12 protein-coding genes are annotated in these 12,104 nt (G+C 58.5%); 10 read left to right on the top strand and 2 right to left on the bottom strand.

What is annotated here, in order from left to right; genetic code table 11:
• Positions 1-49: 49 nt before the first annotated feature.
• Positions 50-595: a dTDP-4-dehydrorhamnose 3,5-epimerase gene (gene rfbC, locus D882_RS0104950; RefSeq protein WP_027922211.1), complete on the bottom strand. Its 546-nt coding sequence runs from the start codon at positions 593-595 to the stop codon at positions 50-52.
• Positions 596-792: 197 nt separating this feature from the next.
• Here rfbC and D882_RS0104945 point away from each other — a divergent pair, with 197 nt between their 5' ends.
• From D882_RS0104945 to D882_RS1000000131840, 10 genes are all read left to right on the top strand, one after another.
• The gene (locus tag D882_RS0104945; RefSeq protein WP_027922210.1) at positions 793-3,705 is read left to right on the top strand and encodes an aminotransferase; all 2,913 of its coding nucleotides are present in this window, start codon (positions 793-795) and stop codon (positions 3,703-3,705) included.
• A gap of 211 nt (positions 3,706-3,916) precedes the next feature.
• Complete coding sequence (gene aguB / locus D882_RS0104940; protein ID WP_027922209.1) at positions 3,917-4,795, top strand: N-carbamoylputrescine amidase; 879 nt, start codon at positions 3,917-3,919, stop codon at positions 4,793-4,795.
• 5 nt (positions 4,796-4,800) lie between these two features.
• Positions 4,801-5,907 (top strand): agmatine deiminase, encoded by a 1,107-nt coding sequence (gene aguA / locus D882_RS0104935; protein WP_027922208.1) that lies wholly within the window; start codon positions 4,801-4,803, stop codon positions 5,905-5,907.
• 245 nt (positions 5,908-6,152) lie between these two features.
• The gene (locus tag D882_RS0104930; protein ID WP_027922207.1) at positions 6,153-6,365 is read left to right on the top strand and encodes a hypothetical protein; all 213 of its coding nucleotides are present in this window, start codon (positions 6,153-6,155) and stop codon (positions 6,363-6,365) included.
• Positions 6,366-6,579: 214 nt separating this feature from the next.
• Positions 6,580-7,194, top strand: a complete 615-nt coding sequence (locus D882_RS01000000130835; RefSeq protein ID WP_032833436.1) for a DsbA family protein — start codon at positions 6,580-6,582, stop codon at positions 7,192-7,194.
• Positions 7,195-7,423: 229 nt separating this feature from the next.
• Positions 7,424-8,710, top strand: a complete 1,287-nt coding sequence (locus tag D882_RS0104920) for an OprD family porin (RefSeq protein ID WP_027922206.1) — start codon at positions 7,424-7,426, stop codon at positions 8,708-8,710.
• A 230-nt stretch (positions 8,711-8,940) separates the two neighbouring features.
• Positions 8,941-9,690 carry a 2OG-Fe dioxygenase family protein gene (locus D882_RS0104915; protein ID WP_027922205.1) on the top strand — a complete coding sequence of 250 codons (750 nt, stop codon included), beginning with the start codon at positions 8,941-8,943 and terminating at the stop codon, positions 9,688-9,690.
• A gap of 46 nt (positions 9,691-9,736) precedes the next feature.
• Positions 9,737-10,150: a GNAT family N-acetyltransferase gene (locus tag D882_RS01000000130830; protein ID WP_172825958.1), complete on the top strand. Its 414-nt coding sequence runs from the start codon at positions 9,737-9,739 to the stop codon at positions 10,148-10,150.
• Positions 10,147-10,866, top strand: coding sequence for an AzlC family ABC transporter permease (locus D882_RS0104905; RefSeq protein ID WP_027922203.1), 720 nt, complete (start codon positions 10,147-10,149; stop codon positions 10,864-10,866). Before D882_RS01000000130830 ends, D882_RS0104905 begins: the two co-directional genes overlap by 4 nt.
• Positions 10,845-11,162: an AzlD domain-containing protein gene (locus D882_RS1000000131840; protein WP_081743912.1), complete on the top strand. Its 318-nt coding sequence runs from the start codon at positions 10,845-10,847 to the stop codon at positions 11,160-11,162. Before D882_RS0104905 ends, D882_RS1000000131840 begins: the two co-directional genes overlap by 22 nt.
• Here D882_RS1000000131840 and D882_RS0104900 read toward each other — a convergent pair.
• Complete coding sequence (locus D882_RS0104900; RefSeq protein WP_027922202.1) at positions 11,079-12,005, bottom strand: LysR family transcriptional regulator; 927 nt, start codon at positions 12,003-12,005, stop codon at positions 11,079-11,081. The genes D882_RS1000000131840 and D882_RS0104900 overlap by 84 nt on opposite strands.
• Positions 12,006-12,104: the final 99 nt, after the last annotated feature.

Here is a 12,104-nt window from a genome sequence, read left to right as displayed (position 1 = left end):
TCTGCGCGCCTTGGTCAAGTCGTGGTTGCAACGAAGATGCAGACAGGTTTCAGGAAAAGACTTCAGCGTCCTTGAAGAACGCGGCTGCCTGGTCTTTGCCGGACAGTTGTGGTGCTGCCTCCAGTTGCCAATCGATCGCCAGGTCCGGGTCGTCCCAGCGAATGCTGCGCTCGGCGGAGGGGGTGTAGTAGTCAGTGGTTTTGTAGAGGAATTCGGCGAACTCGCTCAGCACTACGAATCCGTGGGCGAAACCTTCCGGGACCCAAAGTTGGCGATGGTTGTCGGCGGACAGACGCACCGCTACCCATTTGCCGAAATGGGGTGAGCTACGACGAATATCCACCGCCACATCCAGCACTTCACCGGCCGTCACGCGGACCAGTTTGCCTTGGGTATTTTGCAGTTGGTAATGCAGGCCGCGCAGTACACCTTTTTGCGAACGGGAATGGTTGTCCTGGACAAACTGTGTGTCCAGCCCCGTCGCTTCTTCGAAGGCCTTGGCATTGAAGCTCTCATAGAAGAAGCCGCGTTCGTCACCAAAAACCTTGGGTTCGATGATCAGAACACCGGGCAGGTCGGTGGTGACTACATTCATGGTGCTTCTCCAGTAATGGGCGTTGATGGGGGACATTCTTGCGCAAAGTGCCGAGTGAGGCGAGTACGACTTGATTTTTCCTGACCCGTTCACTGGTCATGTCGAGTGTCAGGGCCGGTCAGGCGATCAAAAGGGGGTTGCGTATCGCGTCTGGCAGTGGCGATATAAGCGCCTAATAAAATTTCAGGGGTCGTTGTATGCCGCTCGCCACGTTGATTCACCGCGCCAGTTTGCCCAGCCCGCAAGTGTCTGCGCAGCAAGCGTTAGAGCTGCTGGAAGGGCATTACGGACTGAGCGGAACGTTGCAGACCCTGGGCAGCCAGCAGGATCTCAACTTTCGCGTCGACAGCGACCGGGGGCGTTTCGTCCTGAAAATCTGCCGTGGTGAGTATTCGGCGCTGGAACTGCAAGCCCAGCACGCGGGGCTCAAGCATTTACGGGAGCAGTCCGGCGTGAAGGTGCCGCGAGTGATCCCGGCCAAAAATGGTGCTGATCTGCTCACGCTGGATGTCGCGGGTCAATCGGTGCACGTGCGCCTGCTCGACTACATCGAAGGTCAGTCGCTTACCCATCTGGATCACCTGCCGGGTGCCGTGGTGGCGGGTTTCGGTCAACTGTGCGGCGAAATGGACCTGGCCTTGGCGGCGTTCGACCATCCGGGCCTTGAGCGCACGTTGCAGTGGGACGCCCGTCACGCCAACGCATTGATTGGTCATCTGCTGCCGGTGATCAAGGATGACGCGCAACGCCGGTTGATCGCCGAGGCCGCCGAACGCGCCGAGCGTCATCTGCAACCGCTGGTGGACAAGTTGCCGGTGCAGGCCATTCATATGGACATCACGGACGACAACGTGGTCTGGCAGCGCGATGCGCAACGCCAGTGGCAATTGCAGGGCGTGATCGATTTCGGCGACCTGGTCCGCACCTGGCGCATCACCGATCTTTCGGTGACGTGCGCCGCGCTGCTGCACCACGCCAACGGCGATCCGTTCTACATTTTGCCGGCCATCGAGGCCTATCACGCGGTCAATCCTTTGCAGCGTGAAGAGCTGCTGGCGCTCTGGCCACTGATCGTCGCGCGTGCGGCGGTGCTGGTGCTCAGTGGCGAGCAGCAAGTGAGCATTGATCCGGGCAACCAATACAGCCGTGACAACCTGACCCATGAGTGGGAAATTTTCCGCGTGGCCACCTCGGTGCCGCTGGAACTGATGGAAGCGGCGATCCTGGCGTGTGTTGGCCAGAGTCTGCCGAGCATCGGCAGCGAAGGGTTTGCACCGTTGTTGCCAAGCCTGGTGGGGCGCGAGTTTGCGCTGATCGATCTGGGCGTCCTCAGCCCGCATTTCGAGGCGGGCAACTGGGAGCAAGAAGGCATCGATCAGCGACTCCTGACGGAAGCTGCTGCGACCCACGGCCTGGCGGCCAGTCGCTATGGACAATACCGGTTGTCGCGAACCCGGCCAGACACGGCGGACGAGCCGGACACCTGCCCGTTGCACGTCGAATTGCGAGTGCCCCACGGCACGGCAGTCGAATCGCCGTTTGCCGGTGTGGTTCATCAGCCCTCGGCGGGTGTACTGCAACTCGACGGTCCGCAACTGAGCGTACGACTGTGGGGCGTGACCCCGTCGCTGCACGTCGGCGCGGCGCTGGTCAAAGGCCAGGTACTGGGCTCGGTCAGCGGGCCGTTGATCGTGCAGTTGTGCCGAGGCACGGCGTTCAATGCGCCGCTGTTTTGCACGCCATCGCGTGCCCTGGCCTGGCAAGCCTTGTGCCCGTCGCCAGCGGCATTGCTGGGGCTGGCCTGTGACGCTGAAGAAGAACTGGATTCGCAGACACTGCTGGCACGCCGCAGCGCCAGTTTCGCCCGGACCCAAAAGCACTATTACGTCGATCCGCCGCGCATTGAGCGCGGCTGGCGCAACCACCTCATCGACATGCAAGGCCGCTCTTACCTCGACATGCTCAACAACGTCGCGGTGCTCGGCCATGGTCATCCGCGCATGGCGGCGGTCGCCGGTCGTCAGTGGTCGCTGCTCAACACCAACTCGCGTTTCAATTATGCGGCGGTCGCCGAGTTTTCCGAGCGTTTGCTGAAGTTGGCGCCGGACTCCATGGACCGGGTATTCCTGGTCAACAGCGGCAGCGAGGCCAACGACCTGGCCATTCGCCTGGCGTGGGCCTACAGCGGCGGGCGCGACATGCTCAGCGTGCTGGAGGCCTATCACGGCTGGACGGTAGGCGCCGATGCGGTGTCGACGTCGATTGCCGACAACCCCAAGGCCTTGAGCAGCCGCCCGGACTGGGTGCATCCCGTCGTTGCGCCGAACACGTATCGCGGGGAATTTCGTGGCCCGGACAGCGCGCCGGACTACGTGCGCAGCGTCGAACACAACCTGGCAAAAGTCGCTGCACAAGGACGCAAACTGGCCGGTTTCATTTGTGAACCGGTGTACGGCAATGCCGGCGGAATCTCGTTGCCACCGGGCTATTTGCAGCAGGTCTACGCCAGGGTCCGCGCCCAGGGCGGTGTATGCATCGCCGATGAAGTGCAGGTCGGTTACGGGCGCATGGGCCATTTCTTCTGGGGTTTTGAAGAGCAGGGTGTGGTCCCGGACATCATCACCATGGCCAAAGGCATGGGTAACGGTCAGCCGTTGGGCGCGGTGATCACCCGTCGGGAAATTGCCGAAGCGCTGGAGGCCGAAGGTTATTTCTTCTCGTCGGCGGGCGGCAGTCCGGTCAGTTGCCAGATCGGCATGGCGGTGCTGGATGTGATGGAAGAAGAAAAGCTCTGGGACAACGCTCAGGTGGTGGGCGGGTACTTCAAGGAGCGCCTGGAAGCGCTGATCGATATTCATCCGCTGGTAGGCGCGGTACACGGTTCCGGGTTTTATCTGGGCGTCGAGCTGATCCGCAATCGCGACACGCTGGAACCGGCGACCGAAGAAACCACGGCGCTGTGTGATCGCCTGCGCGAGCTGGGGATTTTCATGCAGCCGACCGGTGATTTCCTTAACGTCCTGAAGATCAAACCGCCGATGGTGACGTCGCGCCAGAGCGTGGATTTCTTCGTCGACATGCTCTCGAAGGTGCTCGCGGAAGGCCTGTAAACCCATAACCCTGCAGGCGTGTTAATTCGATAGATATCTGCTTTTTAGCAAAAAAATATGACAGAAGGTTTGTAGGTGGCTTCTAAAGCCGATATTTATCGGCTATAAAGTCACCGCTGCCTCGCTGTGGACGATCCATGCCCAGCGCTTCCCATTTCTGTCACGGGTCGATGCCACAGTCGACCCCAAGCCTTTGCTCAGGAGCCGATTCATGAGCCGTATCGTTACCGTCGCCGCTACCCAGATGGCCTGTTCCTGGGACCTTGAAGCCAATATCGAAACCGCCGAGAAGCTGGTTCGTGAGGCGGCAGCCAAAGGCGCGCAGATCATCCTGATCCAGGAACTGTTCGAAGCCCCATACTTCTGCCAGAAGCCGAACGCGGATTACCTGCAACTGGCCACAGCCGTTGAAGACAACGTCGCGATCAAGCACTTCCAGAAAGTCGCCAAAGAGCTGCAAGTGGTGCTGCCGATCAGCTTCTACGAATTGGCCGGTCGTGCGCGCTTCAACAGCATCGCGATCATCGATGCCGACGGCTCCAACCTCGGGATTTATCGTAAAAGCCACATCCCGGACGGCCCCGGTTACCATGAGAAGTACTACTTCAACCCGGGCGATACCGGTTTCAAAGTGTGGAACACCCGTTACGCGAAAATCGGCGTGGGCATCTGCTGGGACCAGTGGTTCCCGGAGTGCGCCCGCAGCATGGCGTTGCAAGGCGCGGAAATCCTGTTCTACCCGACCGCCATCGGCAGCGAACCGCACGACAAGACCATCTCGTCCCGTGATCACTGGCAGCGCGTGCAACAGGGCCATGCCGGCGCCAACCTGATGCCGCTGATCGCCAGCAACCGCATCGGCAACGAAGAGCAGGACGGCTACGACATTACCTTCTACGGCTCTTCCTTCATCGCCAACCAGTTCGGCGAAAAAGTTCAGGAGCTCAACAAAACCGAAGAAGGTATTCTTGTGCACACTTTCGACCTCGACGAGCTGGAGCACATTCGCAGCGCGTGGGGTTCGTTCCGTGATCGTCGCCCGAACCTGTACGGCGCACTGAAAACTCTCGACGGTTCCCTGGAGTCCTGATTCTCATGACCACTTTGCACACCACGCCTCGCGCCGACGGCTTTTACATGCCGGCCGAATGGGCGCCACAAACCCAGACCTGGATGATTTGGCCCGAGCGCCCGGACAACTGGCGCCTGGGTGGCAAACCGGCGCAAGCCGCACACGTGGCGGTGGCCAAAGCCATCGCACGTTTCGAACCGGTGACCGTCGCGGTTTCCGCAGGCCAGTACGAAAACGCCCGCGCCCGCCTCGATGTGCCGAATATTCGTGTGGTGGAAATGTCCAGCGATGACGCGTGGGTGCGCGACACCGGTCCGACATTCGTCATCAACAACCGTGGCGAAGTCCGTGGCGTGAACTGGGACTTCAACTCGTGGGGCGGTTTCGACGGTGGCCTGTATTCGCCATGGAACCGTGACTCGCAGGTCGGCGGCAAGATCCTCGAGATCGAGCGCAGCCAGCGTTACCGCACCGAGGGCTTCGTGCTCGAAGGCGGTTCGATTCACGTCGATGGCGAAGGCACCCTGATCACCACCGAAGAATGCCTGCTCAACCGCAATCGCAATCCGCACCTTGATCGTGCAGAGATCGAAGCAGTGCTCAGCGCGAATCTGGCTGTGGATAAAATCATCTGGTTGCCGGACGGTTTGTTCAACGACGAAACCGACGGCCATGTGGATAACTTCTGCTGCTACGTGCGCCCGGGTGAAGTATTGCTGGCCTGGACCGATGACCCGCAAGACCCGAACTACCCGCGCTGCCAGGCGGCCATGAAGGTCCTGCAAAGTAGCACCGACGCGAAAGGTCGCCCTTTCACGGTGCACAAGATGCCGATTCCGGGTCCGCTGTATGCGACCGAAGAAGAGTGCGCGGGCGTCGACCCGGTGGACGGCACTCAGGAACGAAATCCGACCGTTCGTCTGGCGGGTTCCTACGTGAACTTCCTGATCGTCAACGGCGGCATCATCGCGCCAAGCTTCGATGACCCGCTGGACGAGCCGGCAAAGGAAATTTTGCAGACCCTGTTCCCGCAACACGAAGTGGTGATGGTGCCAGGCCGGGAACTGTTACTGGGAGGCGGTAACATTCACTGCCTTACTCAACAGCAACCCGCGCCGCACAAGGAGTGAGTGGGGTTGTAACAGCCTGAGTCGATTGCACAATCAGCTGAGCTACGGTTAACCCTCTCCACACCCTGAAAAGCCCGCAGCCCTTATGGACTGCGGGCTTTTTTGTATCCGCTTGTCGACAGCACAGACACATTGGCACAGCTCTTGTATCTGTCACCGCGTGAAACAGGGAGGGGGAGAACTGCGATGTTCTGTCATAAACCTTGGATAAGTTAGCCGCTCACGAACCAGGAGAGAGCGCTGAAATGAACGCCGAAGTGAACGTAGTGAGCGAGCGGGCGTTGCATCCCCTGGCAATTAATAGCGAATCGCTCCAGGTCCTTGCGCAGTGGTTCAAGTCCAATGGAACGCGTCAGATCAGTGAACCTGATCCGCGCCGGATGATGATCGAGCGCTACCCCGCTGGCTTGTTCAGCGAAGCGGAACTGGAAGCGTTGTGGGATGTGATGGAAGGATAAGAAGAATAAACAAAGGATTGATAAAGCGCTGCCGGGATGGCGGCGCTTTTTTATGGGCGATGGTTTTTTCAGGCTTACTCCAGGTCAGAGGTCGGCCGGCATTATTCGACCGATCCACGAAACAGACTGAAAGCCATTCCAGCGTTTTTCCGCAACCACCTGAGGATTAGTCTGCCGGCAGTGAATTTTCCTACTTTATTGCCTGAGCCTTTCGATGATCCTTCATTACATTTATGACCCGTTGTGCGGCTGGTGCTATGGCGCCAAACCATTGGTGCAAGCAGCCCAAGGCGTGTTGCCGGTAATCGCCCACGGTGGCGGCATGATGACGGGCGCCAACCGCAAAGCCGTTTCACCACAACTGCGCAATTACGTGATGCCCCACGATCGACGCATTGCCGAATACAGCGGGCAGCCTTTTGGCGAAGCATATTTTGAAGGTCTGCTGCGCGATGAAACGGCGGTGTTTGATTCCGCTCCGCCAATTGCGGCCGTGCTGGCAGCCGAGCAAATTGCCGGGCGTGGGATTGAGTTGTTGGGGCGTTTGCAGACCGCGCATTACGTTGAAGGTCGGCGCATCGCCGATCAATCGGTGCTGCTTGAATTGGCAGCAGAGATCGGCCTGGAACCCCTGGCCTTCGAAACGGCCTTTCACAGTGCCAATACCGAACAGCACATCAAAGACAGTCGCGCCCTGTTGGCCAAGGTCGGCGGACAAGGTTTTCCGACACTGGCGCTTGAGCGAAATGGCCAGTTCACGCTGGTCGATGTCAGCCCTTGGCTCGGCAAGCCCGAGGCGTTTGCGGCCTGGCTGGCTCAGCTCGCTTAGACGTTTTTCGTCTATCTATAGTCAATTCATCAAATTGACACAGCATTATGGGCGCGACTAGGATCCCGCCCAACGCCTGTGGCTAACCGCCACGACTCACAAAATAATAAAAGGTCCGCCACGATTTTTTCGTGCGCGGACCTTTTTGTTTTGGGGTGAAAAAAGAGTGCGATAGCGCCGTTTCAGCCGTTCGACACAGCGCGTTTCAACCCGAAATAAGGAAAACAAAATGTTGAACAAGCGAATCAGCCTGATCGCTCTGGGGATGTTGAGTGCTACACAGGCCATGGCTAACGACCAGGCCGAGTCCAAGGGTTTTGTTGAAGACAGCAGCCTCAAAGTGCTGTTGCGCAACGCCTACATCAATCGTGATTACAAAGACGGCAACCCGGATAAATCCGAGTGGGGCCAAGCGGCCATCGGCACGTTCTCGTCCGGCTTCACCCAAGGCACCGTGGGTGTCGGAGTCGACGCTTTCGGTCTGTACGCCCTCAATCTGGAGCGCAGCGAAGACCGTAGCGGCGCGCAAGGCATCGATTTCTTCAAAAAGGGCGACAGTGGCCAGCCGGCTGACGACCTGTCCAAGGGTGGCGCCGCGATCAAGTTCCGCCTGTCCAGCACCACGCTGACCTACGGCGACCAGATGCCGGCCCTGCCGGTGTTGAATTACGACAACTCGCGCCTGCTGCCAGAAAGCTACACTGGCACCTTGATCACGTCCAAAGAGATCAAAGGCCTGCAGCTGGACGCCGGTCGTTTCACCGCCGAATCGCGTAAAAGCGCTGAAGGTCGTGATAGCGGTGGCCTGAAGTCGATCAACGTCTTGGGCGGTAGCTACCAGTTCACCGAACAATTCAAAGGCGCGCTGTACGCTTCCGACGTCGAAGACGTGTTGAAGAAGCAATACGTGAATGCCAACTACATTTTCCCGATCGACAAGGATCAGTCCCTGACCCTGGACTTCAACGGCTACCGCACCAAGCTGGACGATGCCTACGTCCGCGAAAACGGTATCACCGGCGACGACAACAAGATCTGGAGCCTGGCCGCGACCTTCGTCACCGGCCCGCACTCGTTCACCCTCGCGCACCAGCGCAGCACGGGCGACAGCAACCTCGGCTACGCCTACGGCGGCTACCAGAAAGACCAAGGGCGTGTGGGCGACGGTGGCAACACCATCTACCTGGCGAACTCCTACTGGTCCGACTTCAACGCCGAAGACGAACGCAGCTGGCAGTTGGGCTACGGCCTGGACTTCAGCGCGTTCGGCGTTCCGGGTCTGACGTACAACGTTGCGTATGTGCGCGGTGACAACATCACCACGTCCACCAGCGAAGGCGGCACCGAGCGCGAAATCTTCAACCAGTTCAAATACGTCGTGCAAAGCGGCCCGGCCAAAGACCTGAGCGTGAAGCTGCGCAGTTCGGTGCTGCGTGTGTCGCAGAAGTCCAGCGAGTACAACGTCAGCGGTAACGAACTGCGTGTGTTCGTGGATTACCCGATCAACGTCTTCTGATGATCGATTAAGCGTAAAAAAATCGTAAATCCCTCGACTGGCTCGGGGGATTTTTTTGCCTGGTGACGGTTAAAAAGCGCTAAAAACCGCTGTTTTCAGTCGCAAAACGTCAAATTGAAGCAACTTCAAACTCCGTTTCAAGCAACGCTTGATATGCCTGAAATTCTTTCTCATGGACGCAAATCCTGTGCTCTCTAGATTAGGTTGCTAAATGCACGGAGATTTTGAAAATGCTCGTTTTGAACAAAGAAGTGGGCGAATCGCTACGGCGCGACAAATACGTCAACGTCAAAAGTAGTGACTTCAATCTGTTCGGTCACTTCTCCGACTTCATCAGATTGACCAGAAGTTGGGAAAACATGGAGCCCGACAGTTACTACGGTCAGGCCGAGGCGGGCAATCGGTACCGACGCTACAGCGATTTCGAATACAACCCGGTGACGCGCGAACTGACGCAGCTTGAGCACCGCGCCTACGTCCAGTCCAAGGCCAACAACGCCTACGTGGGCGGAATGGTCCGGCACTTCCAGGATTTCTCCGATGAAATCATTCATTCGCCGGTGATGCGCAGCCTGATCGACACGGATTTCGAAGTGTACAAAAACGTTCTGCCGCCGGAACTGCACGACGAAATCTGGCAATGCCAGATTCACCAGATCCGGATCGAGATCAAACCAGGCAAGCAACTGGAGATCACCCCGGAAGGTATTCACTGCGACGGTTACCCGTTCAGCGGCGTGCATTTCTGGGGACGCAATAACGTGGAGGGCGCGGAAAGCCGCTTGTACAGTGCCCATGAACAAGAGCATCTGGCGTCGACGACTTACACGGACATTCTCGACACCACTTACTTCCTGGATCGGGACATGCGCCACTACGTCACGCCGGCGCGCAACACCCATTCCCATGCCATGGCCTATCGGCAAATTCTGGCGATTTCCTTCTCGCGGCCCGGGACCGCTTTCGACATTGTTCGCTGAACAGTACAACGCCGCGATCAGCCTCGCCGAGTGCCCTGCACCGGTGATGTTGAGGCGTACGACAGCCAAGGATGCCCAGCGCCTGGAGCGCTTCTTCCGGCAATTCGAAGAGGTGTCTTTCTGCGAATGGCAGGACGCCAAGTGCCTGCGTGGTGTATTGGTGCAGAAGACCACCACCGCGTTCATCGCGCTGGACACCCGCGGCGAAATCGTCGGCGCGGTGCTCGGCGGCATGCTGGGCAGTCGTGGCACGATCAACCATTTGGCGGTGAGCCCGTTGTATCGCAGCCAAGGCGTGGGTCAACGGCTGGTTGAAGCGGCTTCGGCGGACATGAAACGCGTGGGCGTGCTGCGCATGTTTCTGTTTGTCGACGATGCCAACCTCGCCGGGAAACGTTTTTGGAGTGCCCAGGGTTTTTGCGAACCGCGTGGCGAAAGAACATTTGAGAGGGATCTATGAATGAGACGTCCAGCAGCCGGCCGCTGATGGTCGGGCCACAACAACGTTCGCGCACCTTTGCAGAAGCCAGCCCGGTGGTGGCCGGTTATTTCACGGTGTCGTTCGTGTTCGGCCTGATGGCGGTCAATGCCGGGATGCCCGTGTGGTTGCCAGTCGCGATGTGCCTGTTTGTCTACGCCGGTGCTTCGCAGTTCGCCGCGCTGGCACTGATTACCAGTGGCGCGTCGCTGACCACCATTGTCCTCACCACATTTTTGATCAACGCGCGGCACATGCTGATGTCGGTCTACATGGCCAAGGCGTTGCAGGCCATGGGGCTCAGTCGTCTTGAGCGTTGGTGTTATGCGGGTGGTTTGACCGATGAGTCGTTCGCCTTCCACAGCGTCAAACTGGGCAAGGGCGCGCCAGTCAATGTGCGTTACCTGATCGGCTTCAATCTGTATTGCCACACGTCGTGGGTGCTCGGCGGTTTACTCGGGGCGATTTGCGCGCAGTACGCGGCGCACTTGATCAAGTACCAGCTCGACTACGCACTGACGGCGATGATGCTCTACGTGCTGGTGTCGCTGTGCAATACGCGTAACAAACTCATCGCCGCACTGGCCGCTGTCGCCTGCATGGGCGCATTGAGTCTGGCCGGCAGTTCTCCGTTCAACGTATTCATCGCCACCTTTGTGGGCTGCGGGGTGGGTGTATGCCTGACCAAACGTTCCTGATTCTGGTCGTCGTCCTGATGATGGCCGTGACCTTCCTGCCGCGTGCGTTGCCGCTACAAGTGAACACCGACCATTGGCCGCCCTTCGTCGCCCGTGCGCTGGAATACTTGCCGGTGGCGATCGTCGCTGCCATCAGCGTCACGCCGTTGTTGATCAAGGATCAGCACGTGCAGCTCGATCGCCCGGAATTTTATGCCGCGATTCCGACGTTGTTATGTGCGTACTTCAGCAAAAACCTCTTTCTCTCCGTTGCGGTGGGAACGGCTGCGTACATTGCGCTCGGTTCTTTCATGTAGCGGCAAGTCGACCACATCGTGCAATGCCTGGCCCGACAACTCAGGGTTATTGACCGCCAACCGCACTTCGAGGGCATCCTCGAAGCCAGGAAAAATGGTCAAGCCGTTACGTTGGGCCGCATCGCGGGACACCATGCCGAGGCCATCCATTTGCGTGATCAGCGACAGCGTCAGCGTTTCACTGCAGGAGTAGACTATCCGCTTGTTCGACTCGTAATTGCCAAGACCGGCGTCGAGAAAGCGCAGGAAGCTGTGGGAATACGGACAATCGTCAGCCGGACGCACCTGAAACTTGTTGCCGAGCATGACCAGCGGATCATGTTCCTGGCCGCAATGGGCACCGACCACCTGCACCTGAACCTCGGGCAGGATAATGCTCGGTAATCCCGGCTGCTGCGGGCCGATCAACACCGCCAGGTCGAAGTCTTCGTTCTTCAGCTTGCTGAGATTTTCCATCGACTCGGCGTAGCTGAATTCCAGCTGATAGTCGGGAAACACCTCAATCAGGCGTCCGATCATTCGCCGATTGAAGTCAGACGAAAGCGTCGTGTTCAGCGCCACCCTGAGCGTGCGCTGCCCAGGCTCTTTCAACGCCGCGACTTTTTCTTCGAGTTGTCGCGTGGCCACTAACACCTTGTCCATGAAAGGCGTGAGTTCCGTGCCCTGCGTGGTCAGGGTCAACCCCTTGTTGGAGCGACGAAACAACCGAAAACCAAACTGCTCTTCGACCTTGTTCAACTGCGCAGCCAATGCCTGCACCGTTAAACAGGAATGCTCTGCCGCCGCCGACAATGAGCCGGTCTGCACAATGCGCATCAAGTTGCGTAGGGTTCTGCTATCCATTGGGTAATGCCCTCTAAAGTGGGCTGGCTATTGTTGAGTACCTGGCCGTCGGTTGGGCGATACGTGCTGGCTATAATCCTGCACCTGAACCCGCTTGTC

The sequence above is a fragment of the Pseudomonas sp. URMO17WK12:I12 genome (assembly GCF_000514395.1).
GTDB classification, from domain to species: domain Bacteria; phylum Pseudomonadota; class Gammaproteobacteria; order Pseudomonadales; family Pseudomonadaceae; genus Aquipseudomonas; species Aquipseudomonas mucoides.
Note: the sequence above shows the minus strand (reverse complement) of the source record. Positions and strands in the feature narration are given on the sequence as shown.